Origin of the sequence: Mycobacterium sp. Marseille-P9652, from assembly GCF_902652685.1 — a bacterium.
GTDB lineage: Bacteria > Actinomycetota > Actinomycetes > Mycobacteriales > Mycobacteriaceae > Mycobacterium.
In genome coordinates this window covers 1-25,103 of record NZ_CACRUY010000025.1, presented here as the reverse complement: position 1 = coordinate 25,103, position 25,103 = coordinate 1, and the positions used below count along the sequence as shown (strand labels likewise).

Annotated in this window: 24 protein-coding genes and 1 pseudogene; 13 read left to right on the top strand and 12 right to left on the bottom strand. The window is 68.2% G+C overall.

The features are described from left to right. The first annotated feature begins 88 nt into the window (after positions 1 to 88). Positions 89 to 919, top strand: coding sequence for an enoyl-CoA hydratase/isomerase family protein (locus GPY60_RS14665; protein WP_156688397.1), 831 nt, complete (start codon positions 89 to 91; stop codon positions 917 to 919). 12 nt (positions 920 to 931) lie between these two features. Further along, entirely contained in the window at positions 932 to 2,227 is a 1,296-nt protein-coding gene (locus GPY60_RS14660; RefSeq protein ID WP_156688396.1) for an acyl-CoA dehydrogenase family protein, read from the top strand. Positions 2,228 to 2,382: 155 nt separating this feature from the next. Here GPY60_RS14660 and GPY60_RS14655 read toward each other — a convergent pair whose 3' ends face one another. Beyond that, on the bottom strand, positions 2,383 to 3,051 hold the full coding sequence (locus tag GPY60_RS14655; RefSeq protein ID WP_231639661.1) for an MspA family porin: 669 nt from the start codon (positions 3,049 to 3,051) through the stop codon (positions 2,383 to 2,385). Between the two features lie 224 nt (positions 3,052 to 3,275). Here GPY60_RS14655 and GPY60_RS14650 point away from each other — a divergent pair, with 224 nt between their 5' ends. Continuing rightward, positions 3,276 to 3,524 carry a hypothetical protein gene (locus GPY60_RS14650; protein ID WP_156688395.1) on the top strand — a complete coding sequence of 83 codons (249 nt, stop codon included), beginning with the start codon at positions 3,276 to 3,278 and terminating at the stop codon, positions 3,522 to 3,524. A gap of 1 nt (position 3,525) precedes the next feature. Here the strand turns inward: GPY60_RS14650 and GPY60_RS14645 are convergent, their stop codons facing one another. Together GPY60_RS14645 and GPY60_RS14640 are read right to left on the bottom strand one after the other, a co-directional pair. After that, positions 3,526 to 4,467, bottom strand: a complete 942-nt coding sequence (locus tag GPY60_RS14645) for a phosphotransferase family protein (RefSeq protein WP_156688394.1) — start codon at positions 4,465 to 4,467, stop codon at positions 3,526 to 3,528. Continuing rightward, entirely contained in the window at positions 4,468 to 5,268 is an 801-nt protein-coding gene (locus GPY60_RS14640; protein ID WP_156688393.1) for an SDR family NAD(P)-dependent oxidoreductase, read from the bottom strand. 120 nt (positions 5,269 to 5,388) lie between these two features. On the opposite strand from GPY60_RS14640, the gene GPY60_RS14635 reads away from it, so the two are divergent. Beyond that, positions 5,389 to 5,634 (top strand): hypothetical protein, encoded by a 246-nt coding sequence (locus GPY60_RS14635; protein WP_156688392.1) that lies wholly within the window; start codon positions 5,389 to 5,391, stop codon positions 5,632 to 5,634. A gap of 16 nt (positions 5,635 to 5,650) precedes the next feature. Here GPY60_RS14635 and GPY60_RS14630 read toward each other — a convergent pair whose 3' ends face one another. Beyond that, positions 5,651 to 6,073 carry a DoxX family protein gene (locus GPY60_RS14630; protein WP_156688391.1) on the bottom strand — a complete coding sequence of 141 codons (423 nt, stop codon included), beginning with the start codon at positions 6,071 to 6,073 and terminating at the stop codon, positions 5,651 to 5,653. A gap of 100 nt (positions 6,074 to 6,173) precedes the next feature. On the opposite strand from GPY60_RS14630, the gene GPY60_RS14625 reads away from it, so the two are divergent. Both GPY60_RS14625 and GPY60_RS14620 read left to right on the top strand, forming a co-directional pair. Further along, entirely contained in the window at positions 6,174 to 6,497 is a 324-nt protein-coding gene (locus GPY60_RS14625; protein ID WP_156688390.1) for a DMT family transporter, read from the top strand. A 39-nt stretch (positions 6,498 to 6,536) separates the two neighbouring features. Beyond that, a complete protein-coding gene (locus GPY60_RS14620; RefSeq protein WP_156688389.1) occupies positions 6,537 to 7,241 on the top strand; it encodes a hypothetical protein in 705 nt (234 codons plus the stop codon). Here GPY60_RS14620 and GPY60_RS14615 read toward each other — a convergent pair. Continuing rightward, complete coding sequence (locus GPY60_RS14615; protein WP_156688388.1) at positions 7,231 to 8,091, bottom strand: alpha/beta fold hydrolase; 861 nt, start codon at positions 8,089 to 8,091, stop codon at positions 7,231 to 7,233. The genes GPY60_RS14620 and GPY60_RS14615 overlap by 11 nt on opposite strands. A 200-nt stretch (positions 8,092 to 8,291) precedes the next feature. Here GPY60_RS14615 and GPY60_RS14610 point away from each other — a divergent pair, with 200 nt between their 5' ends. Further along, positions 8,292 to 10,805, top strand: coding sequence for a glycogen/starch/alpha-glucan phosphorylase (locus GPY60_RS14610; protein ID WP_156688387.1), 2,514 nt, complete (start codon positions 8,292 to 8,294; stop codon positions 10,803 to 10,805). A 14-nt stretch (positions 10,806 to 10,819) separates the two neighbouring features. Here the strand turns inward: GPY60_RS14610 and GPY60_RS14605 are convergent, their stop codons facing one another. The 3 genes from GPY60_RS14605 to GPY60_RS14595 form a co-directional block, all read right to left on the bottom strand. Further along, a complete protein-coding gene (locus GPY60_RS14605) occupies positions 10,820 to 11,020 on the bottom strand; it encodes a long chain fatty acid-CoA synthetase Faa4p (protein ID WP_156688437.1) in 201 nt (66 codons plus the stop codon). A 166-nt stretch (positions 11,021 to 11,186) separates the two neighbouring features. Continuing rightward, the gene (locus GPY60_RS14600) at positions 11,187 to 11,927 is read right to left on the bottom strand and encodes an SDR family NAD(P)-dependent oxidoreductase (protein WP_156688386.1); all 741 of its coding nucleotides are present in this window, start codon (positions 11,925 to 11,927) and stop codon (positions 11,187 to 11,189) included. An 11-nt stretch (positions 11,928 to 11,938) separates the two neighbouring features. Further along, on the bottom strand, positions 11,939 to 12,175 hold the full coding sequence (locus GPY60_RS14595) for a hypothetical protein (RefSeq protein WP_156688385.1): 237 nt from the start codon (positions 12,173 to 12,175) through the stop codon (positions 11,939 to 11,941). Between the two features lie 206 nt (positions 12,176 to 12,381). Between GPY60_RS14595 and GPY60_RS14590 the strand changes: the two genes are divergently transcribed. Both GPY60_RS14590 and GPY60_RS14585 read left to right on the top strand, forming a co-directional pair. Further along, entirely contained in the window at positions 12,382 to 13,662 is a 1,281-nt protein-coding gene (locus GPY60_RS14590; RefSeq protein WP_156688384.1) for a PE family protein, read from the top strand. Positions 13,663 to 13,704: 42 nt separating this feature from the next. Continuing rightward, positions 13,705 to 15,501, top strand: a complete 1,797-nt coding sequence (locus GPY60_RS14585) for an acyl-CoA dehydrogenase (RefSeq protein ID WP_156688383.1) — start codon at positions 13,705 to 13,707, stop codon at positions 15,499 to 15,501. A gap of 110 nt (positions 15,502 to 15,611) precedes the next feature. Here the strand turns inward: GPY60_RS14585 and GPY60_RS14580 are convergent, their stop codons facing one another. Then, on the bottom strand, positions 15,612 to 16,166 hold the full coding sequence (locus GPY60_RS14580; protein WP_156688382.1) for a pyridoxamine 5'-phosphate oxidase family protein: 555 nt from the start codon (positions 16,164 to 16,166) through the stop codon (positions 15,612 to 15,614). A 175-nt stretch (positions 16,167 to 16,341) separates the two neighbouring features. Between GPY60_RS14580 and GPY60_RS14575 the strand changes: the two genes are divergently transcribed. From GPY60_RS14575 to GPY60_RS14565, 3 genes are all read left to right on the top strand, one after another. Further along, a complete protein-coding gene (locus GPY60_RS14575; RefSeq protein WP_255457245.1) occupies positions 16,342 to 16,989 on the top strand; it encodes a TetR/AcrR family transcriptional regulator in 648 nt (215 codons plus the stop codon). A gap of 56 nt (positions 16,990 to 17,045) precedes the next feature. Then, positions 17,046 to 17,858 carry a DUF1906 domain-containing protein gene (locus GPY60_RS14570; RefSeq protein WP_156688380.1) on the top strand — a complete coding sequence of 271 codons (813 nt, stop codon included), beginning with the start codon at positions 17,046 to 17,048 and terminating at the stop codon, positions 17,856 to 17,858. An 84-nt stretch (positions 17,859 to 17,942) separates the two neighbouring features. Then, positions 17,943 to 18,434, top strand: coding sequence for a hypothetical protein (locus tag GPY60_RS14565; RefSeq protein ID WP_156688379.1), 492 nt, complete (start codon positions 17,943 to 17,945; stop codon positions 18,432 to 18,434). Between the two features lie 16 nt (positions 18,435 to 18,450). Here the strand turns inward: GPY60_RS14565 and GPY60_RS14560 are convergent, their stop codons facing one another. The 3 genes from GPY60_RS14560 to GPY60_RS27430 all read right to left on the bottom strand — a co-directional run bounded on the left by GPY60_RS14560 (position 18,451) and on the right by GPY60_RS27430 (position 24,953). Then, a complete protein-coding gene (locus tag GPY60_RS14560; RefSeq protein WP_156688378.1) occupies positions 18,451 to 19,095 on the bottom strand; it encodes a dihydrofolate reductase family protein in 645 nt (214 codons plus the stop codon). A 183-nt stretch (positions 19,096 to 19,278) separates the two neighbouring features. Then, a complete protein-coding gene (locus tag GPY60_RS14555) occupies positions 19,279 to 19,668 on the bottom strand; it encodes a hypothetical protein (protein WP_156688377.1) in 390 nt (129 codons plus the stop codon). A 602-nt stretch (positions 19,669 to 20,270) separates the two neighbouring features. Continuing rightward, complete coding sequence (locus GPY60_RS27430) at positions 20,271 to 24,953, bottom strand: PE family protein (RefSeq protein ID WP_197283684.1); 4,683 nt, start codon at positions 24,951 to 24,953, stop codon at positions 20,271 to 20,273. On the opposite strand from GPY60_RS27430, the pseudogene GPY60_RS14545 reads away from it, so the two are divergent. Further along, positions 24,879 to 25,103 (top strand): annotated as a pseudogene (locus GPY60_RS14545) (Cro/Cl family transcriptional regulator); the annotation flags it as partial. The gene GPY60_RS27430 and the pseudogene GPY60_RS14545 sit on opposite strands and share 75 nt — an antisense overlap.

Sequence of the window (25,103 nt, the reverse complement as noted above, 5' to 3'; positions counted from 1 at the left end):
CTCGCCCTGGTGGGCGCCGCGCTCGACCTGGAGTCGTAGCCACCTCTTCCCTGCCTGCCTTCGCGAATTCGGAGAGGGCAGTTCTCCGATGTGGAGAGACGCATTACGATCGGGGGCGGATCGAAGGAGACCGTCGACCGTGCCCAACCCGCTGGAACTCGAACGGCCGCGCGACGGCGTCGTCGTGGCACGCCTGAACCGGCCCGAACGGCTGAACGCGATCAACGAGGCCATGCGCGACGAACTGCTGCGCGCCTGCGGCGAACTGGGCCGCGACCCATCGGTGCGCGCGGTCGTGCTCACCGGGGCGGGCCGCGGTTTCTGCGCGGGGATCGATCTGCGCGATTTCGGGCCCGGCGTGCCGGAGGCCTCCGCCCCCGCGCTCGACCGGATGCGCTTCCAGGAGGCGATGGCCGGCCTCACCGAGGCCGTCCGCGCGATGCCGCAACCGGTGATCGCCGCGGTCAACGGACCGTGCGTCGGCGCCGGCTTCGCGTTGTGCCTCGCGGCCGACATCAGGATCTGTTCGGACGCCGCCTCTTTCGGCAACGCCGCCATCCTCCTGGGGCTCTCGGGCGCCGAGATGGGCATGAGCTATCACCTGCCCCGCGTCGTCGGAACCAGCGTCGCCGCCGACTGGATGCTGACCGGGCGCACGGTGTCGGCCGCCGAGGCCGATCGGCGCGGCCTGGTCAGCGAGGTCACCGCTCCCGACGGGTTGCAAGGCCGCGCGCTCGAGCTGGCCTCGCTGATCGCGGGCCTGGCCCCGCTCGGCGCCCAATTGACGAAGCGCGCGCTGCAGGTGAACACGGACGCCGCGAGCCTGGCGTCGGCGCTGGAACTGGAGAACCGCAACCAGGTGATCGCGCACGCGACCGACGAGGCGGCGGCCCGCCGGGCCACCTGGTCACGAGGCTGAAAGGGACGAAACATGTCGTGGGACTTCTCCACCGACCCGGAGTGGGCGGCGCAGCTGAAATGGGTCGAGGAGTTCGTGCGCGAGGAGTGCGAGCCGATCGACCTGATCGTCAAGGAATCCCACGACCTGAACGACCCGGTGCGTCAGGCGCTGATCCCGCCGCTGCAGCGGGTCGTCAAGGAGCGCGGCCTGTGGGCCACCCACCTCGGCCCGCACCTGGGCGGCCCGGGATACGGTCAGGTGAAGCTCGCGCTGCTCAACGAGATTCTCGGCCGGTCGGAATGCGCGCCCATCGTGTTCGGGTCCCAGGCGCCCGACTCCGGCAACAGCGAGATCCTCGCCCACTACGGCACCCCGGAACTTAAGGCGCGCTACCTCGAGCCGCTGCTGGACAACCGCATCGTGTCGTGTTTTTCGATGACCGAGCCGCAGGGCGGCGCCGACCCCAAGGTGTTCTCCACCACGGCGGTGCCCGACGGCGATCACTGGGTCATCAACGGGGAGAAGTGGTTTTCGTCGTTCGCGTCGATGGCGTCGTTCCTCATCGTGATGGCGATGACCGACCCCGAGGCGCCGCCGTACGAGCGGTACTCGATGTTCGTCGTTCCCGGCGACACCCCGGGCATCAACGTGCTGCGCGACGTCGGCCTGGGATACCAGCCGCTTGGTGGCGGCGGGCGCGAGGGCTACGTCCGGTACGACAACGTCCGGGTGCCCGCCGACCACATGCTGGGCCCGCGCGGCGGGGCCTTCGTCGTCGCGCAGACTCGCCTGGGCGGCGGGCGGATTCACCACGCGATGCGCACCGTCGGGCTGGTGCGACGGATCTTCGACATGATCTGCGAGCGGGCGGTGTCGCGTTACACCCAGGGCGAGGTGTTGGCCAACAAGCAGCTGGTCCAGGAGGTGGTCGCCGACTCGTGGATGGAAATCGAGGCCTTCCGGCTGCTCACGCTCCAAACCGCCTGGAAGATCGACCAATTCAACGACTATCACGCGGTACGGGCCGACATCTCCGCGGTGAAGGCGATGATGCAGAAGGTGTTGCACGACGTGTCGGCGCGGGCGCTGCAACTGCACGGCTCGTTGGGCACCACGCACGAGATGCCGTTCGTGCAGTACCTGGTGGAGTCGTTCGTGCTCGGCCTGGCCGACGGCCCCACCGAGGTGCACAAGGTGACGCTGGCCCGGCTCCTGCTCAAGGACCGCTCACCCGCCCCCGACCTGTTTCCCTCCGAACACCTGCTCCGGTTGCGGGCCGCGGCCGAGGCGAAGTTCGCCGACAGGCTGGCCGGCATCCCGCGCTAGTGGCGATCACAAGCGCGGCGTAGCCGGGCGCGGTGGGTCGCCACCATCGGGCCAGCGGCGATCACAAGCAAGGCGTTGGGGGCACTCCCCAGCTCCGCGGGGACCCCACCCGCTTGCGGGGGACCGGGCGCGGTGGGTCGCCACCATCGGGCTCGTCAGACGGCCTTCGTCACGCCGACGTAGGAGAGCACCACGTCGGATTGGTCGGTCACCCGCGTCAAGGTCGCGTACGAGCGGATGAACGACTGGCCGACGCACCCGTCGATCTTGACGTGGAAGTTGCTGATCATCACCCAGGGGCTCGGGCCCTTGAAGTCCTTCTTGACCACCGGCACCACGACCACGATGCCCGGCTTGAGCCCCACGGTGATCACCCCGTTGACCGGTGTCGTGATGATCGGCACTGGGGTCAGCGTGCCGGTGAACGCACCCGCCAGGCCGAGGCCCGGGGTGACGCCGGCGCTACCACCCATGGTGACGCCGTTGGACGTGCTCATGTCGATGCCGCAGCCGATCTCATAGCCCACCTCGAGGACGCCCCGGGGCTGCTCCGGTCCTATCAGCGAGCCGACGAACGTGCCGCTGGCCAAGTATTCGCGGGAGGAGAGGGCGGTGGTCAGCGGCGCCACGGGAAGTTGCGCCTCGTCCTTGGCGCCCAGGCCCAGGGTCCACCCGTCGGGCGTGTTGAGGATCGCGGGGGGATTCGACGCCACGCCGCCCTCGGCCTGGGTGGACGCCGCCGGTGCGACGATGTCGGGTTCCGGGTCAGCGGCCGTCGCCGGCGCTTTGCCGACCGAGAGGCCGACCGACAGCACGACACACACGGCGACAACCGCAGCGCGACGAACGACCCCGGCTATCGGCCTCACGCGCGACACCGTAAGCGCCGCGCAGACAGCGGTGCGGAATTTGCCTGCACACAAACCGAACTCGTTGCCGGTTCGTGATCGTTACGCGATGCCGCTCGGCAAGCGATCAAATCGTGAGCCCGGCAGGGCCCGGCCGGCGCTAGACTTCTCGCACTGACATCAACGGCAGGGAGCGCGCGATGAAGCGTCAGACATTCGGATCCGGCATCCTGGCCGGTGCGATGGGCGTGCTGGCCCTGACCGCGGGCTCCGGCATGGCGAGGGCCGACGACCCCGCCAACCCTGTCGGCCCCGCCAGCCCCATCATCGACAATGTGTTGACCGAGACGCCGGACACATTCGTCGATACGCACGACGAAGGCCGCCCCTCGAAGGCCTGGGGCGGTACCGGGATGTACTGCGAGAACACGTACGTGCGTTGCCACTAGCTCAATCCAGCGTCGACCGCGCGCGGTCCAACAGCGTCGGCAGGGTGGCGGCCATGGCCTCCAGATCTTCTCTCGGGGCGGGCCGTCGCCTGTTGTGCTTGACGATGAGCGACCATGTCGCCGCCGACTTGAAGCACGCCAACGCGGTGAACCAGGCCAGGTCGGCGACGTCCGCGGCCAGCGCGCCCCGGTAGTCCTCGGCGAGCTCGGCCGTCGGTGGCGCCAGGCCGGCCGACTCCGGAACCCGTTGATAGGTCTCGGGATCGCAGTTGATGAGGAACCAGCCCGCGTCGATGCGCGGGTCGCCGATCGACCAGATCTCCCAGTCGATGACCGCAGCGACGCGCGGCCCGACGGCGATCAGGTTGCCCAGCCGGAAGTCGCCGTGCACCACACTCGGCCCGACAGCCGTTGGCGCGCAGGACAATAGCGCGTCGCGCGCGCTCTCCCATCCCGGCACCAGCGCCGGGTCGACGGTCCGCAGCGTGGCACACCAGCGGTGCACCTCCGCCGCCGGGTCGATCACCGGTTCGTCACCCAGGCCCAGGCCGGCCGGAGAAAGGTTGTGCAGCGTGGCCATGGTCCGGCACGCCTCGCGGTAGCGGTCGGCGAGAACCTCGCCGGGCACGCACCCGTCGAATAGCGGTTCGGTGCACTCCCCCTCGACGCGCGACATCACGAACAGCGGCGGGCTTCCCGCGTCCTCCCAGAGCACCTCGGGAACCGGAACCGGCGTCGCTGCAAGGGCTTTCATGATGCGGGCCTGACGGAACACGTCGCGGTGCCCGATCGGCTCGACGCCGGGCGGAGCCACCTTGATCACCACGGCGCGGCCGTCGCGCGAACCCTTGAACGTCAGGCTGGACGCGCCCCCGGGCATCGGGGACAGATCGGTGACGCCGGCGGCCGCGAGCCTGCGGCGCAGCCCGGCGATCCCCGCCATTCAGCGGGCCGCCGCGGACCAGCCCACCTCGGCGAGGAAGGGCTGGGTGTGCGCGATGCGCCCGGTCATGACCTTCGGGTCGCCCGTGCACAACCGGAAGGCGGTTTCGGTGATCAGTTCGATGTCCTCGGTGTCGGTCTTGGCCAGGTCGAGGGCGCCCGCGCCGGGGGTCGCGACCGGGTTCGACGGGGCCGCGGCGTTGACGGCGATGCCGTCGTCGTACAGTTCGGCCGCAAGGCTTTTCGTGAGCCGGTTCAGGGCGGCCTTGGCGGTCCCGTAGACGCCGAACCCCGCGGACCGGTCGAAGTCGGAGAACGGCGGGCCGGGCGGCAGGTCACCCCCGACCGACGTGAGGTTCAGGATCCAGCCGCGTCCCCGCTCGCGCATGGCGGGAATCGCCAACTGGCTCAGGTGCAGCGGCGCGATGACGTGCATCTCCATCATCAACCGCACCCGGCGCTCGGGGAAGCCGTCGAGCGGCCGCAGAAACGTGACGGCGGCGTTGTTCACCAGGATGTCGGGGGCGCCGACGGCGCTCACCACATCAACGAAAAGCCTTGCGCGGTCTTCTGACTGAGACAGGTCGGCCTGGACCGCGACCGCGCGACCGCCGGCGGCGACGATCTCGTCACACGTCTGCCTCAGCGAGCCCTGGTACTTGGGATCGGGATCCATGGTGCGGGCGGTCAGCGCCACCGTGGCGCCGGCGGCGGCGAGCCGGGCGGCGATCGCCTTCCCCAGCCCCCTGCTGCTTCCGGTCACCAGCGCCACCATTCCGTCGCACGGCCGGCCAGCGCCCATGTCCACATCCTTCCCGCCGGAAATGGCCTCTCCTAATCGGAGAACGCGGTTATCGGAGTATAGGCACGCGGAGGAACGCCGGAGTTTCCGCGGGCCCAAAGACCGGGAATCCCCGATGTCATGGCCACACCACCGATCGTCATCGAACTGATCGACAGGCTCGCCGAGGACATCTACGACGCCTACGACAACCCCCGCCTCTACCCGGCCCCCGAGAAGGCCAGGGCGGTGACGGCGGCGCGCTACCTCGCCAGGAAGTTGCTCCGGAAGGGCTGGCGCAACTACGGCCATGACGAGCTGCCCCGGTGCCCCTACGGGACGGTGACATGCTTCGATGCCGAACCGCACCAACACTGCGAGTTGTAGCGACCCGCGGCTCGCCTCAGCGGCGTCGCCGCAGGGCGTCGACCGCCAGACTGCCGCCCCCGGCGAACACCAGCAGGAAGAACCCGATGCAGAACAGGATCGACGGGAGCCCGCCGTTGCCGGCGGGCGGCTCCGCGATCGGCCACAGCGACCGCGGCTGGTGTATCCAGAAGTACGCGACCGCCATCTCACCGGAGGCGACGAACGCCGCGGCGCGGGTGAACAACCCCACGGCGATCAGCGCGCCGGCGACCAACTCGATCAGGCCGGCGTACCAAACGGGCCAGGTTCCGGCCGCGACGGGCGCCGGCGGCCGAAGGGGCCACCCGAACAGGATCATCGAGCCGCACGCGGCGAACAGGAAGCCGTAGACCGACCGGAACAGGCTGACGACGACGGGGGCCAGGCGCCCGAGGCGACGTTCGAGAGTTTCCGTCACCGGTCAGACGTTACGGTGCGGCTCCGTCGATCGGCCCGTGGGCAGAAGTCGACCGCGGTTGTGTAGATACGTAGCTGTACCTCTCGACCAAGGAGTCGCGTTGACCTATCTGTTCCTCCTGTGTGCGATCTTCGCCGAGGTTGCGGCCACCAGCCTGCTCAAGCGCACGGAGGGGTTCACGCGGCTGTGGCCGACCGTCATCTGCCTGGCCGGCTACGCGGTCTCGTTCGCGCTGCTGGCGTGGTCGATCTCGCGCGGGATGCAGACCGATGTCGCCTACGCGTTGTGGTCGGCGATCGGCACGGCCGCCATCGTGTTGATCGCCGTCGTGTTCCTGGGCTCCCCGGTGTCGGTGGCCAAGGTCGTCGGCGTGGCGCTGATCATCGCCGGCGTCGTCACGCTGAACCTCTCGGGCGCGCACTAGGCGGGTAACGCGGGGCCGCGCTGCGCAGATAGACAGCGCATGACGGGCGCCCGCCTCATCGGAACCGCCGGCGCGCTGGCGCTGGCCGGTGCGGCGGCGCTCGTTTCGGTGACGGGCGCGGCGCGCGCCGCTCCGGACGCACCGAGCCCGACGGGCACCCTCTACGGGGACCCCGTCGTGGCCGCCCCGTTCTGGCGCTACCAGCAGTACGACGACGACTGCGTCGAGATGGCGGTCGCCGACGTGGTCGGCGAACTGACCGGCCACCAGCCCTCGGAGCAGGCCATCGTCCGGGTGGCGCAGTCGATCCCGAGCAGCGTCCACCCCGGTCCCGTGTACACCAAGCCGAAGAAGCGCAAGCCCGGAAGCGGCACGTCGTTCGACGACGAGCCGGTCCTGTTGGGGCACTACGGCATTCATGCCGTCAGCACCGACGGGAGCAGCGCCACGCGAACGGGCGTCCCAACGGGGATCGCGGCCCTCGAGCGGGATCTGGCGTTGGGCCGCAAGGTGATCGTCGCGGTCAACTCCGAAGTCATCTGGGGTGAGCCGGTCGAAGATTGGACGCCCGACGGCAAGCCCGAGGCCAACCACGCGGTGGTGGTCACGGGCGTCGACACCGCGGCCGGCCTCGTGCACCTCAACGACAGCGGAAGCGAGGACGGCCGCGACGAGCGGGTGCCGATCGATCTGTTCACCCGGTCGTGGGCCAGCGGCGACGACCAGATGACCGTCACCGGTTAGCGGATTCGGCGTCCTCGGCGACAGGGCGGCTCAGCAGGCTCGTCAGCGCGTCGCTCACCTCCCGGGGGCGTTCCTCCATGACGTAGTGGTCGGCGCCGTCCAGGCGGGTCAGCGTCGCACCCGGGATGCGGCCGGCCAGCTCGCGCGCGGTGGCGAACGGGATGTAGGGATCGCGGTCGCCCCAGATGACCGACACGGGGCACCGCAGGGTCGCCAGCCCGTCACCCAGCCATCCGACGGCGGGCACCGGGTAGTGGGCGAAGAACTCCCAGTACGTGCGCCTCCCCCGCGGGGTGCTCATCCAGCCCAGGTATTCGCCTTCCAGCGCGGTGTCGAAGCAGCCGATCCGCCGGTAGCGGGCCAGGGCCACGTGGTGCAGCCCCGCCAGCGGCAGGCGTCGCGCGGCGGCCGACAGCAGGGGGCTCGTCGCGATCCGGTGCTGCCCCGCCGAGAAGCGATAGAACGACGGGCGGAAGATCCCGTGCGCGCGGGTGTTGAGCAGCGCGAGCCGCAGTACCCGTTCGGGGTGGCGGATGGCGTAACCGAGCCCGACGAAGCCGCCGTAGTCGTGCGCGCACAGATTGAACCGTTCCCACCCGAGCCGCCGCACGAGCCGTTCGAGCCTGTCGACTTCGTTGTCGTAGGTCGGCGGCGTGGCCGGTGGCTCGGATCGCCCGAAGCCGGGCCAGTCGGGCGCCACGACGCGATGATCGGCGGCCAGCGCCGGGATCTGGTGGCGCCAGCAGGACGCGCTCTGCGGATAGCCGTGCAGGAGCAGCACCGGCTCGCCGTCGCCGGCGGCGATCGCGTGAACCTTCCGGCCGTCGACATCGAACGTGGTCGGTTTCATCACCGGAATGTATTCGCGGCGGCTCCCGCGTAGCCCCACGATCCGAGACGGGCGGCACTCTATTTCTGTCACCGCAACGCCGTCCCGTGGTTCGGCGTTCACGTCTCGGACGTCAATTGCGCGCCCGGTGTGCAAGCACCGCTGCCAGACTGACGCCCTGCGTTACGTGCTGACACCGCTTTCAGGGACGAGGACTCCACATGACCGATGTCGATCAGACGGCCCCGGACGGCATCGGCGCGACGGGCGCCGGGCCGGTCGAGCACTCCCGCACCGGAATGAGCGCGGACGCGCTGCGGCGGGCGATCACCGACCATCTGCGCTACTCGATCGGCCGCCCGGCCGCCGCCCTGCGGCCCGAGCACTACTACCGTGCGCTCGCGCTCGCTGTGCGCGACCGCATGCAGGACCGCCGCGTCGCGTCCACGCAGACCTCACTCGACCTCGGCCGCAAGATCGTCTGCTACCTGTCCGCCGAATTCCTGATGGGCCCGCAGCTGGGCAACAACTTGCTGAACCTCCGCCTGGAGGAGTCGGCGAGGGAGGCCTTGGCCGCCATGGGCCAGGACCTCGACGAGGTGCTGGCCTGCGAGGACGAACCAGGGCTGGGCAACGGCGGCCTCGGCCGGCTGGCCGCCTGCTACCTGGACTCGCTGGCCACACTTGAGCGGCCGGCGATCGGCTACGGCATCCGCTACGAATTCGGCATCTTCAACCAGGAGATCCACGACGGCTGGCAGGTCGAGAAGACCGACAACTGGTTGGCCAAGGGAAACCCTTGGGAGATAGCGAAACCCGATGTCAGCTACCTGGTCAAGTGGGGCGGCTTCGCCGAGCACTACACCGACGAGCACGGCCACGACCGGGTGCGGTGGATCCCGGGGCGGGTGCTGAAGGGCGTCGCCTACGACACGCCGATCCAGGGCTATGGGGTCAACACGTGCAACGTGCTGACGCTGTGGAGCGCGCGCGCCGTCGAGTCGTTCGCGGTGGAGGCCTTCAACATCGGCGACTATTACAAGGCGGTCGAGGACGAGGTCACCTCGGAGACGGTCACCAAGGTGCTGTATCCCAACGACGAGCCGGAGGCGGGCAAGCGGCTGCGCCTGCTGCAGCAATACTTCTTCGTGTCCTGCTCCCTGCAGCACGTGCTGCACATCGTGGACGACCTCGCGGACGTGTCGGTCCGGGAGCTTCCCGAGCGATTCGCGTTGCAGCTCAACGACACCCATCCGTCGGTGGCCGTTGCCGAGCTCATGCGGCTACTGGTCGACGAGCGGCACCTCGAGTGGGACGAGGCCTGGGAGATCACGGTCGCGACCTTCGGCTACACCAATCACACCCTCCTGCCCGAGGCGCTGGAAACCTGGCCGCTGGAGATGTTCGCCGAGTCGCTGCCCCGGCACCTGCAGATCATCTACGAGATCAACCACCGGTTCCTCGACGAGGTGCACGCCCGGTTCCCCGGCGACGGCGACCGGCTCCGCCGGATGTCGATCATCGGCGAGGACGGCAAGAAGAACGTCCGGATGGCGCACCTGGCGACCGTCGGCAGCCATGCCATCAACGGGGTGGCCGCCCTGCACTCCGAGCTGTTGAAAGACAGCGTCCTCAAAGACTTTTACGAGATGTGGCCGGAGCGGTTCAGCAACAAGACCAACGGCGTGACGCCCCGCCGCTTCCTGGCGCTCGCCAACCCCGGGCTGCGGGGGCTGCTGGACCGGACGATCGGCGACGGCTGGCTCACCGACCTCGGGCGCCTGCGCGGGCTCGAGCCGTTCGCCGACGACGCGTCCTTCCGACAGCAGTGGCGCGAGGTGAAGCGCGCCAACAAGGCGCGCCTCGCCGAGTACGTCCGCTCGGTGACGGGCGTCGACCTCGACCCGGACTGGCTGTTCGACGTTCAGGTCAAGCGCATTCACGAGTACAAGCGCCAGCATCTCAACGTCCTGCACATCGTCGCGCTCTACCACCGGCTCAAGCAGAACCCCGGCCTGTCGATTCCGCCGCGGGCGTTCATCTTCGGCGGCAAGGCCGCCCCCGGCTACTTCATGGCCAAGCGGATCATCAAGCTCATCACCGCGGTCGGAGAGACCGTCAACGCCGACCCGGACTTCAATCGGTTCCTGAAAGTGGTGTTCCTGCCGAACTTCAACGTGCAGAACGGGCAGCTGGTGTATCCGGCCGCCGATCTGTCCGAGCAGATCTCCACCGCCGGCAAGGAGGCGTCGGGCACCGGCAACATGAAGTTCATGATCAACGGCGCCCTGACCATCGGCACGCTCGACGGCGCGAACGTCGAGATGCGTGACGAGGCGGGACCGCAGAACTTCTTCCTGTTCGGTCTCACCGAGCAGGAGGTCGTGGCGGTCAAGGCACGCGGATACTCCCCCGCCGACTGGGTGGACGCCAACGATGAACTCCGCACGGTGCTGGAACTGATTGGCGGCGGGGAGTTCTCGCACGGCGACACCGAGGTGTTCCGGCCGCTGGTGGACAACTTGCGCTACGACGACCCGTTCCTGGTCTGCGCCGACTATGCGTCCTATGAGAATTGCCAGGACCAGGTCAGCGGCGCCTGGCAGGACCGCGATCTGTGGACCAAGATATCGATCCTCAACACCGCGCGCAGTGGCAAGTTCTCGGCGGACCGGGCCATTGCGGAGTACTGCGACGACATCTGGAACGTCTTGCCGCTGACCGTCAAGGTCTGAGGCGGCTCGGGGAACTACTCGGCGCCGACGGTCTCGCGGGCTACGTAGACGGTGACGTACCCGATCGGAATGCCGGTGCGGTCGGCGATGCATTCCCGCGCCGCCAACTCGACGGCGTCGCGGCGGACGGCGCGCGCGACGCCACCGATCTCGGGAATCCAGATGCGCCAGCCGACCGGATCGCGACTGATTTCGATGTCGAAGCATTGACCGATGGTCGGGCATTGGACGCGGTGCGCACGGCCGCTGCGCAGGGCTCGCGGGTGCCGCAGTGTGGGCTGGACAGGCATGGGCTCTATTCCTGAGTCGACGTTGAACCGCGGGCTAGAGTAATGCGCCCCGGGCCCAGATACCTAATCGGCGGCTCCCCGCTCGCCATGGCTACCCCGCCCCCTTGCCGTTGTCGACGCGATAGACCGCACCGTGGACGGCGGCCGCCGCGTCGCTGGCGAGAAACGCGATCACGTTCGCCACGTCAGAGGGCGCCATCATCCCGCGCGGCGCGGCGGTGCGCATGATCAGGTCGTAGTTCGGGTTCTCCGGAGCGCTGAACTGCTCGAGTTGCGGTGTCAGCATGCCGCCCGGACATATCGCGTTGACGCGCAAGCGATCCGCGGTGTACTCGACGGCCAGTGCGCGGGTGAGCCCGACGAGGCCGTGCTTGGCGGCGCAGTAGCCCGCCGAGTAGGCCTGGCCCTCGACGCCGGCGATCGAGCTGACGTTCACGATGTTGCCGCCCCGCTCCAACAGATGGGGCAACGCGGCCCGGCACAGATGGAACGGCCCGTTCAGGTTGACGGCGAGGTCTTCGGCCCAGTCGTCGTCGGTCATGGACTCGGTTCGGCGCATCCGGTGGCGCCCCGCGACGTTGACGAGGATGTCCAGCCCGCCCCACTCCGCGACGCACTGCGCGACCGCGTCCCGGCAGGCGTGGGCCGACGCGACATCCACCGATGCGTAGGAACCCTGTTCGACGTCGGCGAAGACGTCGGCCAGGCGTCCGGTATCGCGACCGATGCCGAACACCGTCGCGCCCTGGCGGGAGAACAGCCGGGCCGTCTCGGCGCCCAGGCCCGACGACGCACCGGTCACCAGCGCGACCTTGCCCTGCAGCGCTGTCATCTTCCGCCGCCTCAGTAGGACCGCGTCCGGGCCAGGCCCCCGCGCAGCAGCAGCGGCGCGTCGGCCGGGAAGTACCGCCGGACGCGTCGCGCCGTCACCAACACGAGCAGGGTGAGGGCGAGTCTGCCGAGCGCGACCCGGCTCGTTCGCCGCTTCCAGGATGGCGGGGTTGACGCGGCGCGCCGGCCGCAGCAGTAGCCGACACCTGCGGCCATCAGAACGGCCGCGAGTACCGCCAGCACCATCATGATGATGAGCGTTCATGGTCACCGTCGCGGTGCGGTCACGCACGGGGCACACCTCGGTCAATATGCGCGCATTGCTGAGTCGGTCTAATTTCACAGCAATTCACAGCAATTCACAGCGGACGGCTAAGTGAACACGCGCCAAATTAGACGTGTCGAACGCTACTGTGGGGGCTCCTAAGGACCACTGTTAAGCGGGAGGTTTTGCGTTGTCGGCTGTATTTGCTATTCCACCGATTGTGCAATCTGCGGCATCAGACTTGGCGAAAATCGCGTCGGCGATCGGCGCGGCCAACAGCGCGGCTGCGGGCCCGACCACCACGCTGGCGGCGGCCGGCGCGGACGAGGTCTCGACAGTGGTGGCGGCGCTGTTCTCCGGGCATGCCGAGGCTTTCCAGCAGGTCAGCGCCCAGGCTGCTGAGTTTCACGCTCAGTTTGTCGGCGGATTGACCAGCGCCGCCGAGGCGTACGTTGCCGCTGAGGCCGCCAACGTGGCGCCGTTGCTGGGCGGGGCGCAGGGCGTCGCCGCGGCGGCCGCGCAGGCCCTGCCGAATTATGGCTACGGCAACGTCGGGGAGGGAAACGTCGGCTTCTTCAACACCGGCACGCTCAATTTCGGCATCAACAACGCCGGAACTCTCAACCTCGGCGTCGGCAACGTCAGCCCCAATTTCACCCCCACGAACCCGGTCACCACCTTCGGCGGCTTCGGATTCTTCAACACCGGGATCGAAAACGTCGGCGCCCTCAACAGCGGATTGCAAAATGTCGGCATTCTCAACACCGGCGCGCTCAACCTCGGCCTGGGTAACGCCGGCGTCGGCAACAGCGGCCTGCCGCTGAGCTTCCTGCAGCTCCTGGGAGTCGGCAATCACGGCACCTTCAACCAGGGCCTGTTCAACTACGGCAACTACAACCTCGGCGCCGGCCTCGTCGGCGATCACCTCATCGGCATCGGGCCGTTGCACGTCAGCGATAGCGGGCTCCCGTGGCTGTCGCCCGCGGCGGCAGCGCAGGCCGCGGCCAATAACGGCTATGGCAACGTCGGCGAGGCGAACTTCGGCTTCTTCAACACCGGCACGCTCAACTTCGGGATCGGCAATGTCAGCCCCACTTTCACCCCCACCGACCCCGTCACCCTCTTCGGCGGCGTCGGCCTGTTCAACAACGGCCTCGACAACGTCGGCGCCTTCAACACCGGCAATATCAACATCGGCATCGGCAATGTCAGCCCGACCTTCGATTTCGACCCCAACAACATCACGATGTTCGGGAACCTCGGCCTGTTCAACACTGGGATCGACAACGTGGGCCTCTTCAACGCCGGTATAGGCAATTCCGGCTTCCCACTCGGCCCGCTCGGCCTGCTGGGTGTCGGCAATCACGGCAACTTCAACCAGGGCCTGTTCAACTTCGGCAACTACAACACCGGTATCGGCCTGGTCGGCGACCACCTCGTCGGCATCGGCCCGTTGCACATCACCGGGTAGATCGGATTCCGCGCTGTCGGCGTCGGCCGTACAGTCACTACCGTGAAATCGGTGCTGTTGTCGCGCCGCGACCTGGATTTTCTCCTGTTCGAGTGGCTGCGGGTCGACGAGTTGACCAAGCGGGAACGCTTCACCGAGCACTCGCGGGAGACGTTCGACGCGGTGCTCGACCTCTGCGAGCAGCTGGCGACGCGCTACTTCGCGCCGCACAACAAGAAAAACGACGCCAACGAACCGACCTTCGACGGCGAAAAGGTGACCTTGATCCCCGACGTCAAGGAAGCCTGGGACGCGTTCGCCGAAGCCGACCTGATGGCCATGGCGCTGGACGACCGGCTCGGCGGCGCCCAGTTGCCCGCCGTGGTCGCCCAGGCCGGCATCGGCTGGTTCTACGCCGCGAACATCAGCACGTCCGGGTACCTCATGCTGACGATGGCCAACGCCAACCTACTTTCGCACTTCGGCAGCGACGAGCAGGTCGAGTCTTTCCTCAAACCGATGCTCAGCGGGCGGTTCTCCGGCACGATGGCGCTTTCCGAGACCCAGGCGGGCTCGTCGTTGGCCGACATCCTCACCCGGGCCGAACCGCAGGAAGACGGCACCTACCGGCTGTTCGGCTCGAAGATGTGGATCTCGGGCGCCGAGCACGAACTCACCGACAACATCGTCAACCTCGTGCTCGCCAAGATCCCCGGCGGCCCGCCCGGCACGAAGGGCATCTCGTTGTTCATCGTCCCGAAGTACCTTGTCGGCGACTACGGGTCGATCGGCGAACGCAACGACGTGGTGCTGGCCGGCCTCAATCACAAGATGGGGCAACGCGGCATCACCAACACGGTGCTCAGCCTGGGCGACGGGACCTTCACGCCCGGCGGAAAGCCCGGAGCCGTCGGCTATCTCGTCGGCGAGCCGCACCGCGGCATCACCTACATGTTCACGATGATGAACGAGGCGCGCCTCGGTGTCGGCATGGGCGCGGTGGCGCTCGGGTATACGGGCTACCTCAAGTCCGTCAAATACGCGCGCGAGCGCCCGCAGGGCCGCCCGGTGACGGCCAAGGACCCGTCGGCCCCGCAGGTGCCGATCGTCGAACACGCCGACGTCAAGCGAATGCTGTTGGCGCAGAAGGCGTATGTCGAGGGCGGAATGGCCCTGCTGCTGTACTGCGCACGGCTGATGGACATCCAGCACAGCGCGGAGTCCGACGACGAGCGCGAGCGAGCGACCCTGCTGCTCGACATGCTGACGCCCGTCGGCAAGAGCTGGCCGTCGCAGTGGTGCCTCGAGGCCAACAACCTCGCGATTCAGGTGCACGGCGGTTATGGCTACACGCGCGAATACGACGTCGAACAGCATTATCGCGACAACCGCCTCAACCCGATTCACGAAGGCACACACGGCATTCAGAGCCTCGACCTGTTGGGCCGCAAGGTGACGATGCGCGGCGGTGCGGGCCTCGCGGCGATCGGTGAGGAGATCGGCCGGACCGTGGCCGAGGCCGTTGCCGCGGGCGGCGACGCCGCCGAACAGGCGGGCCAACTCGAGGCCACGTGGCAGCGCCTGGTGTCGGTCACCGCCGCGATGTTCGGCTCGGGTGACGTCGAGGCGGCGCTGGCCAACAGCGTGATCTACCTCGAGGCCTTCGGGCACATCGTGGTGGCGTGGATGTGGCTGCAGCAGGTGCTTGCCGCACACGGCCGAGACGGTGAGTTCTACGACGGCAAGCGCCAGGCCGCGCGTTACTTCTACCGCTACGAGCTCCCGAAGACCGGTCCCCAGCTGGACCTGCTGGAGAGCCTGGACCGCACCACGCTGGAGATGCGCGACGGCTGGTTCTAGTCCGCCGTCGAGCCGCCCACGTCAGCAAGAGCCGCTCGCCCGACTCGGCAAGTTCGCTCGTCACGTGCTCGAGATCAACCGCGCATCGCGCAGCAGCGTGCGCATCGCTCCTACGCCGGGTCGGGGGCGTGCCACGGTACAACGCCCGAGGTCCAGTGGGTGATCCGCTCTTCCTGGTCATTGCGGTGCAGGTGGCGGGGCGGTTGGGCGAAGGTCGCGTACGGCCGACAGCGAACGACAACGCGGTTTTCCTCGGCGGCCATCTTCTCGACCTGCTGACGAGCTTCTTCAGGCAGCGGCTGGCCGGACATGCGTCCGGCGACGGCCATCATCACATCGACCACCAGCTCGGGGTCACGCTCGATAATTGCGTCCGCATAGACCTGGAGGTAGGCGAAGGGCCAGCGTTCGTCGAGCACGCAAATGCTCACCTTCCCATCACGTTCGACGACGCGCGCCTTTCCGCGTCCCGCCATCGTGGAGATCAACAGTTCGTCGTCGTCGGTCGGTATGTAGTACACGATCGACATCGCCGGGCCGTCGTGCCGACGGCGGTAGCCGAAAACGCAGGTTCGGTGGGTCCGAACGAACGTTCGCCGTTCTGAGGGAAGCATGTCCCGGTCGGTGGGGGCCGTGAAGGGCTCGGTAGCGAGTGGAAGCAACATCGCAGGATCTCCTGGATTGTGGTCGACGCCGGATGGCGCCGCAATATTGGATACAGTGTTGCCGATATTGCGACCGCCGTCAAGCGCGGACATACTGACGGTTGTGGCAGAGCCGAATCGCGCGGTTGCAGACCAGTCGAGGGGACCCGGACGGCCGCCGGTCCCCCGTGACAGCATCGTCGCGGCTGCCTTGCGAATCGTGGACGAGCAAGGCGCGCAGGCCTTGTCGATGCGCACGCTTGCGCAGCGACTGGACTCGGGCACCGCCACGCTGTACCGGCACTTCGGCAACCGCTCGGAACTGGTGGCTCAGGTGGTCGACCGCGTCTTCAGCGAGGTCGACCACGACGACCTTGGTGCGATGACGTGGCAGGAGGAATGTAAAGCGTTCGCACGTAGGACGTTTGGCGCCCTGCGACGCCACCCGAACGTGGCTCCGCTACTCGTCGAGCAAGTCCCGATGGGCCCCTATGCGGTGGCGGGCCGTGAACGGGTCATCGCCCTACTCCTGGACAACGGATTCTCGCCGACGCTTGCCGCGCGGTCTTTCGCGACGGTGGCTCGTCACGTACTGGGCTTCGCCATTCAGCTGACAGGGCCGGGGGACGCCTCGGCGTCGGAGGAATTTCGCGGCCTGAACCCGGTTGACTTTCCGGCCACCACGCGCGTCGCCGATCATCTGCCGGTTCCTCTGGAGGACGAATTCGAGTTCGGACTCGACCTGATCCTTCTCGGATTGACCGAGGTGCAGCGACGCGGCAGCGAACGAGGTCGTGCGGACCAGCCAACGACTCGGGCCGGTGAAGCACAAAAACCGATTTGATATCGAGTACGACACGCTACTTTTCGCGCACAAAATCACATACTTAACATCACGCAATGCCCGACTCGCCGGTAACGGTGCGCCTTCAGCAGCAATCACCCGCTATACGCCGGCGTGACGTCTTGCGATACGCCATCGCCGTCTCCGCCCTGCCCGCGTTCTACGCGGCGGGCGCAACCGCCACCGCCCGGGCGGCGGTCGGCTCCACCCCCACGTTGATCGACTTCGCCATGCACCAGATCCCGGCGCAGCAGATCCGAGCTGCCGGCCACTCCGGGGTCATCAACTACGTCTCGCTGTCGCGTCCCGGCTCGTCCATGGGCGCCAAGCCGATCACGCGGTCCTACGCCGAGCAGCTGACCGCGGCCGGGCTCATCATCGTCAGCAATTACCAATACGGAAAGCCGGGTGGCACGGCACCCTCGGACTTCAGGCGTGGATTCGAGGGCGGCGTCGCCGACGCCCACACCGCCTGGAAGCTGCATACCGAGGCGGGCGGGGGCCAGAGCGCCCCGATCTTCTTCAGCATCGACGAGGACATCAGCCGCGACACCTGGAACAACCTGGCGCTCAAGTGGTTCCGCGGAATCAATTCGGTGCTGGGGGTGCAGCGCACCGGCGTCTACGGCGGTATCGACGTGTGCCGATGGGCCGCCGCCGACGGCGTCATCGGGAACTCGCGCACCCCCGGCCACCGCTGGGCGTGGCAGACCAAGGCCTGGTCTCACGGCCAGATCGACCCCGCCGCGGTGCTCTACCAACGCGTCGTCAGCACGGCATCGAATCCGGGCCCCGTCGTCGGCGGACAGGAAGTCGACGTCAACGACGTCCTCGCCGAGGATTGCGGCCAGTGGAACCTGCACCCGTGAGCGCGGAGCCGGCCTTCGCGCGGTGGGAAACCGGTGCCCTAGCCACTTTCGCTGCTGTCGCATGCTTTCGGCAGGATGAACAAGGTGAGCGGTGACGACAGCGTGGGTGCGGCGGACTTCCGTCGCGCACTGGCACTCATTCAGCACGGTGAGCGCGGCGACGAAGCGGGCATGCGCGTCATCGTCGACGACGAAGTCATCCCGGCCGACCGGCTGCCACAGCTGATCCGCGCCACCATCTCGATCCTGTGGCAGCTGGTGGCTCAGCTCTGCGAACCGGATGAGGTCGCGGAAATCGGCGAAATGTTCACCCTGGCGTCTACCGACGAGGAGATCGGCCTCGACCGCGACAACCGGCTCGTGGCCCGGATGGCGATGGCACAACACTCGGGAGATCCCAGCGCGGAGTATGCGGTGCTCCGCGAAGCGGACAGGCCGCCCGACGGTCTGGTGCGCCTTGCGCTCACCGCCGCCGGTGTGGTCTCCGCGATGCTGCCTGTGTTACGCACCGCCGAGGGCCGGCAGTTGATCGACAACTTGGCAATGCAAGCCCTGCAAGAGGAAAACGGCGCCTAGGGCCCGACGGTCCGTGTCACTTTCGCCAGAACAGGTGATGCGTCACCCCGCTCGGGCTTGGCACCACGTCGAGATAAAACCGGTCGAGCAGCTCATCCGGTGACTCCCAGAGTCGTAGTCCAGACCCGAGCGTGACCGGCGAGACTGCCACATGCATCGTGTCGACGAGGTCGGCGTCAAGGAACTGCCGGACTGTCGTCACCCCGCCGCCAAGTCGTACGTCCTTGCCGCGCGCGGCCTCCCGCGCCTGATCGAGGACCGTAGCCGGGTCGCCCTCGACGAAATGGAACGTGGTGTCGGAGAGTGTGAACGAAGGACGGTTGTGATGGGTCATGACGAATACCGGCGTGCGGAACGGGGGCTCGTCACCCCACCAGCCGCGCCACTCATGGTCCTGCCAGGGCCCGCGCTGGGGCCCGAACTTGTTGCGGCCCATGATCTCGGCGCCGATGTTGCGTGCGTAGTCCCGGGTGAAATAGTCATCGAGGCCTCGGCTACCTCCGGGGTCCGTGCGCGTAGGCCAGCTCGCCGTAGCCCCCGCCCAGGCGAACAGCCTCTCGGGATCGACGTGGCCAAACGGCCGCTCGAGGCTCTGGTCCTCGCCAGCGCCAATTCCGTCACTCGAGACGTTGAAGTTCTGCACTCTGAGCAGCTGACCCACGTGTTCCTCCCATGTTGTCGACGACAGTGGTCAGACTTTCCGAGCCGGGAAAACTCATCGCCGCAGCCGTGACGCATCCAGCCGGTGTTCACGGCGATCTGCTTGCTCGCCATGAACGTTCGGCTGTATGAGCATTCAGGAAAGAAGCCCGGCCGGTGGCCGAAGATTTTCAGTACACGCGACTCAGGGATGATTTCCGATCCAGCAGTGATCGGTGCAGTAGAGGCCGACCGGAGGCGGGGGCTTGGGCGGCGGGTTATCCCCGTCCCAAATCATGCTCGACACGTTCCCCATCCCGGGCCACAGGTAGTAATAGGTGTGACACACCGTCATATCCCAACCACGAAACGGGTCGGTCACGTGATTGCCGGTCGCCGGCAGGGGTTCGCCAGGGCACCACTCTTTTGGTGGACCCCAACCGTTGTCGTCGGAGGGGAATGGGCCGGGATGGAGCGGCACAGGACCGGGCTGGGCCTGCGCGATGCCGGCGGCCATGGCCAGGCCGACTACCGCGAGACCACCCGACCGCAATGCCCCGGCGATAATCTTCTTCGCACGCTGAGAAGTGCTCATCGTTGGCTCCTTACTCGGGTGGTGCGAGATTAGCTTCGGTGGTTTGCGAAATTCTTGCGCTGGACGCGGTGCACTCGACAAGCGCGTGAGCGGCGCTCTCCGGGGATCCCAGATTGTCCGGACGGCGAGGCGCGGACTAGATCATTGTTTCGAGACGCGCCGGTTCGCGAACCCACCAACCATGAAAGAGCCACCGGCCGCAGCCAGCCCACCGGCGATACGGGGAAACATCGGCTACGTAGCGACCATACCAAGACGGTTACCTAGCAATATGATTCGGCTTTATTACGAAGAATCGTTGCTAGGCAAAACGTCCAAAATCGCGTCGAACTGACTCCGCGGATCGGGATACTCGCCGAGCTTCACCACATATCGCCAGCGCCCGTCAGTCCGACCCACCGGGCGCGGGAAAGCCCAGCACCTCGGGGGTCGCAACCGATGTTGGCGACAACCTCACCACGGTGACAACCGGTCAGCATGTGGTGCTGACGTGGATCATGTAGTGCTGAGGTGCCAGCAGCGCCTGCGCGGCAAGACGCAGCTGTGCCTGCACGCCTACGACCATGCCTACGATGCTCGCGCGGCCGTTGCGGCATCAATGCTCAGTCGGTACCGAAGATTTGGTTGAAGCCGTTAATTGCAACCTGCTTGAGGGTGCCGTCGAACTCACCACCCGTGCCGTTAGTGGCGGTTCCGGTGCCGGTCACCGTTGCACTTCCGCCGGCACCTCCGATGCCCTGTCCAGCCGCGAACTTCGCCCAGTCTGCGATCGACTGAGGGTCGGTGAGGTCCAGGGCCTTGGATGGAGGTAACCACGCAGGAGCACCGTTCCCGCCATTACCGCCGGTGGCATTGCCTGCGCCGCCGGTCATGGCAGAACCGCCAGCTCCGCCCCAGCCGCCTGCCGCGCCACCTGCAGCTCCGTCCGCTCCGGGGCCGCCGATGGCGTCTCCTGTTCCGCTGGTTGCGTTTCCACCGCTGCCTCCGTAGCCTCCGCTCCCTTTAGGGCCTGCCCATCCAGCAGAACCACCAGCTCCGCCGTGGGCGGTTCCGGTAGAAGCGTTGGCCGCACCTCCGTTTCCTCCGCGGCCGCCCGCGTCTATGCCAACACCGCCGCTGCCGCCGTCGGCGCCCATGGCGTTTCCGGTGCCTTGGGTAGTTGCGCTTCCGCCCGAACCACCGTTACCACCATTGCTGCCCGAACTGGCAAAGCCTTGCGGGATGTCGCCGCCTGTGGCGCCGTTGCCGGCTTGGCCGCCTGTGGCGTCCGCTGAGGAGGCGTAGTTGTAGATGTAGGCATTGCCGCCATTGCCACCGCTGCCCCCGGACTCGGCGGAGCCGGGGGTGCCGCCGTGTCCAGCCCCGCCTTTGGCGGCGCCCAACCCGTAAGTTGTGCCGTTTCCTCCCGCTCCGCCGTCGCCGCCGCTGGCCCCGGTGCCGCCTTGTCCGCCGTCGCCGCCAGGGGCCATGACGGTTGAGGCGGTGTTGTTGACGACCGCGTTGCCGCCGGCACCGCCGGCACCGCCGGCACCGCTGAACCCATTGACTCCGAGGGCGGTGCCGGTGCTTGCTCCGCCGTTACCGCCCCCACCAGCGATCACCCCTCCGGTGCCATACGCGTACGCACTCCCGCCGGCGCCGCCGGCGCCACCGTTGTTTCCAGCGGTCCCCTCGTGGCCGTCTGCTCCGATGGCCAGCCCGCTACCGTGGTTGTACGCGTCGCCGCCGGCCCCACCAGCACCACCTGTTTGGCCGCCTGAACCGCCGGCCCCACCATCTGCTCCGCGTGCGTCGGCTACCGACGCGCTGTTGACGATCACCGCTGTACCACCCGTGCCGCCCGCGCCGCCCGTGGTACTGCCGACACCACCGGTCGCCCCCGCGTGCGGGGAGACGTTTCCAGTGCCGTAGGTGATGGCGCTGCCGCCCGCACCGCCGGCGCCACCGGTCGCGCCGGTGCCACCGTTCCCGCCAGCGGCGCCGACGGCGTTGACGGGAGAGATGCTATTGCCGATGACGGCGCCGCCCCCCGTCCCCCCGGCTCCGCCGGTCCCGGTAGCGCCGCCGCTACCGCCGTCGCCACCCACACCAGGGGTAACCTGCCCCATGCCGGTGGTGCTGGCGTAACCGCCTCCACCACCGGTGCCCCCGGCAGTAACCGGGCCCGAGACGCCCCAGTCGCTGTAGACCTCGTCATGGGTGCCGCTGCCACCTTGCCCACCGTTGGCGCCCGTGACGCTCACGGACGAGTCGTTGTTGTTGATGATGGCGCCACCGCCACCACCTCCACTTCCTCCAACCCCGTTGGTGCCATTGCCGCCGTTGGCGCCGTTTCCGGCATGAACGTGTCCGGTCCCGTAGGTGGTTGCGCTGCCACCGTTCCCGCCGTCGCCCCCGTTAGTCCCGTTGGAACCGTTGAGCCCGTCGGCGCCGTAGGCATTGCCGGTTCCGTAGGTGATAGCACTGCCGCCGCTACCACCGGCACCGCCAGTGTTCGGGGTTTCCCACCCGGCGTTGGACGCTCCGCCGCTGCCCGCGAACCCGCCGGCGGCACCCACCGCATCGACGGTCGACGCACTGTTAACGATGTATGCGCTACCACCACTGCCACCACTGCCGCCAACGCTCGAGCCGTCCCCACCACTGCCGCCAACTCCGGCGTTGGCTTGTCCGAGCCCGTAGTTGTAGGCGGTGCCGCCGGGGCCGCCAGCGCCCCCGCTGGAGCCGCCACCGCCGGCACCGCCGTGCCCGGCAACGGCAGTCGCAGTTGATGAACTGCCGTTGAAGTAGTCGATGCCCCCGGTGGAGTTGAGACGGGGATATGTGGGGTTGACGTAATCGAAGTTGCCATAAGGCGCGTAGAACTGGAAGCTGTCGCTTCCGTAGTCAAGTCTGGTGGCGGTTTGGCTGCCGTAGGGGGTGCGGCTGCCGAAGTCGTAGGTGACGCCTCCGGCGCTGCCCGCGTAGGCGCTCCCGCCAGTGCCGCCGTGTCCGCCTATGCCACCGGGTGCTTCTCCTCCGTTTCCACCGTCGCCGGCAGCGGCATTTCCCATTCCGAGGGCAACGGCATTACCGCCGTTGCCGCCTCCGGTCCCGCTGGCGCCGCTACCGCCATCACCACCTAAAGCCAAGCCAGACCCATAGTTGACGGCGCCGCCGCCGTTGCCTCCGCCGCCGCCCGATCCGCCGTGACCGCCTACAGCGCTGGAGTTGGAACCGGTGTTGGCAATCACCGCATTGCCCCCAGCGCCGCCGCCGCCGACGCCACTGCTGCCGATGGTCCCGTCGCGGCCATCGGCGCCGGTTGCGGTTCCGAAACCGTAGGTGACGGCGTCGCCTCCGTCACCGCCTCGCCCGCCCGCCTGGCCGTTGCCGCCGAACCCGCCAGCACCGCCGACGACGTCGTGGCCCGATGCACTATTGGAGATCAAGGCATCGCCGACGCGGCCACCTGCACCGCCAAGATAGGTGCCATCGCCACCATTGCCGCCGACGCCAGCGCTGACCTGCCCCAGACCGTTGGAAGTAGCGTCGCCACCTCGTCCGCCGGCACCACCAACGGAGGTCGTTCCAGCGCCGCCATCGGCGCCGGCGCCGCCGAACGAATGTCCGGTAGAAGCGTCGTTATAGATAGTGGCGTTGCCCCCGTCTCCGCCGAAGCCCCCGTTGGGTCCGGCGGTGCCAGTGCGTCCATCGCCGCCAAAGGCGTTTCCAGAGCCGTTAGTGACTGCATTCCCGCCGGCCCCGCCAGCGCCTCCGTTGGTTCCGCCTGTTCCGCCGAACCCGCCGATGCCGCCGTATACGTCACGGCTTGAGGCGGTGTCGGTGATGCTGACGCTGCCGCCATTCCCTCCGACGCCACCGGTGGTGGTGCCGTAGCCACCGTTGCCGGCGGCCCCGGCCGTGACGTTTCCGGCGCCGCGCGTGGATGCATCGCCGCCGTAGCCGCCAGTTCCACCAGTGGCGGTAGTGCCAACGGTTTCGCCGTTGGCGGTCCCACCGTCGCCGCCGAAGCCGCCGTAGACATCGCCGGTGCCGGTGGTGGCGGCGTAACCGCCTCCACCACCGGTGCCCCCGGCAGTAACCGGGCCCGAGATGCCCCAGTCGCTCCAGCGCTCGTCATAGGTGCCGCTGCCACCTTGCCCGCCGTTGCCACCGGTGGCGCTCACGGTCGAGTTGGTGTTGTTGATGATGGCGCCACCGCCGCCGCCCCCACTTCCTCCAACGCCGTTGGTGCCATTACCACCGTTGGCGCCGTTTCCGGCATGGACGTTTCCGGTGCCGTACGTGGTTGCGCTGCCGCCGTACCCACCGGCGCCACCGTTGATTCCGTCGGAACCGTTGAGCCCATCGGCGCCGTAAGCATTGCCTGTGCCGTACGTGACAGCACTGCCACCGCTACCACCGACACCACCAGTGCCTGTGTTTTGCCACCCAGCGTTGGACGCTCCACCGCTGCCCGCGACACCACCGGCCGCACCCACCGCATCGACGGTCGACGTGGTGTTAACGATGTCTGCGCTACCACCGCTGCCGCCATTACCGCCCTGTGCGGTGCCGGCACCACCGTTGCCGCCGATACCGGGGGTGGCTTGTCCGAGCCCGTAGTTGTAAGCGCTACCGCCGGCGCCGGCGTTACCGCCTTGGGCGCCCTGTCCACCGGCGCCGCCGGTGCCACCAATCGCGCTAGCGGTGGAGGCACTGTTGTTTACGTAGGGGGCATCGCCGTTGGGGCCGACATAGGGGAGGTAACCATCCCCGCCGACATAGGCCGTACCGCCGTCACCGCCGCGCCCGCCCGTCGCAGCGGTGTCCTCACCGCCGGTCCCGCCGTCACCGCCGACCGCGGTCCCGGTCCCGTAACCGTAGGCGGCACCGCCAGAACCACCGGCGCCACCGGCGCTCCATGTCGGGCCGGCGGCGGCGGACCCACCGTCGCCGCCGGCTCCGCCGTGGGCGTCGCCCAGTCCGTAATTCGTTGCGCGCCCACCCGAACCACCCGAACCGCTACCGAACTGTTCGTTGCCGGGGCCGCCATTGCCGCCGGCTCCGCCGATCGCGTGCGCTGCCGAGGTGGTGTTGTTGATGGTCGCGTCGCCGCCCGCGCCTCCGCTCCCGCCCGCGCTGGTGCCCATCGTGCCGTCGCGTCCAGCGGCGCCGAGGGCGTTGCCGCTGCCGTAGGTGGTCGCGCTGCCGCCGCTGCCCCCGCTCCCGCCCAGCTGGCCGCCGCCACCGAGGAGCGGTGCTCCGACGGCAGCGGCACCGGGTCCCTCCCCATGCCGCACCAGGAGGTGCGCGACTACTCCTACCAGCGGCAGAACTACCCGCCCGAGCTGGACACCGCCGCCGAGGAGCTGACCAACAAGACGCGGCTGCACCACGGCGACCACGCGCGGGAGCCCCCCCGCCGCCTCCCCGAGGTGCCCGGCGGGCCC

Coding starts and splice junctions, on each gene's coding strand:
- GPY60_RS14580 (WP_156688382.1), bottom strand. CDS start 16,166: ATGTTGCTTCCACTCGCTACCGAGCCCTTCACGGCCCCCACCGACCGG.
- GPY60_RS14665 (WP_156688397.1), top strand. CDS start 89: ATGTGGAGAGACGCATTACGATCGGGGGCGGATCGAAGGAGACCGTCG.
- GPY60_RS14660 (WP_156688396.1), top strand. CDS start 932: ATGTCGTGGGACTTCTCCACCGACCCGGAGTGGGCGGCGCAGCTGAAA.
- GPY60_RS14555 (WP_156688377.1), bottom strand. CDS start 19,668: ATGAGCACTTCTCAGCGTGCGAAGAAGATTATCGCCGGGGCATTGCGG.
- GPY60_RS14600 (WP_156688386.1), bottom strand. CDS start 11,927: ATGACAGCGCTGCAGGGCAAGGTCGCGCTGGTGACCGGTGCGTCGTCG.
- GPY60_RS14620 (WP_156688389.1), top strand. CDS start 6,537: ATGACGGGCGCCCGCCTCATCGGAACCGCCGGCGCGCTGGCGCTGGCC.
- GPY60_RS14635 (WP_156688392.1), top strand. CDS start 5,389: ATGGCCACACCACCGATCGTCATCGAACTGATCGACAGGCTCGCCGAG.
- GPY60_RS14615 (WP_156688388.1), bottom strand. CDS start 8,091: ATGAAACCGACCACGTTCGATGTCGACGGCCGGAAGGTTCACGCGATC.
- GPY60_RS14570 (WP_156688380.1), top strand. CDS start 17,046: ATGCCCGACTCGCCGGTAACGGTGCGCCTTCAGCAGCAATCACCCGCT.
- GPY60_RS14610 (WP_156688387.1), top strand. CDS start 8,292: ATGACCGATGTCGATCAGACGGCCCCGGACGGCATCGGCGCGACGGGC.
- GPY60_RS14650 (WP_156688395.1), top strand. CDS start 3,276: ATGAAGCGTCAGACATTCGGATCCGGCATCCTGGCCGGTGCGATGGGC.
- GPY60_RS14595 (WP_156688385.1), bottom strand. CDS start 12,175: ATGATGGTGCTGGCGGTACTCGCGGCCGTTCTGATGGCCGCAGGTGTC.
- GPY60_RS14645 (WP_156688394.1), bottom strand. CDS start 4,467: ATGGCGGGGATCGCCGGGCTGCGCCGCAGGCTCGCGGCCGCCGGCGTC.
- GPY60_RS14640 (WP_156688393.1), bottom strand. CDS start 5,268: ATGGGCGCTGGCCGGCCGTGCGACGGAATGGTGGCGCTGGTGACCGGA.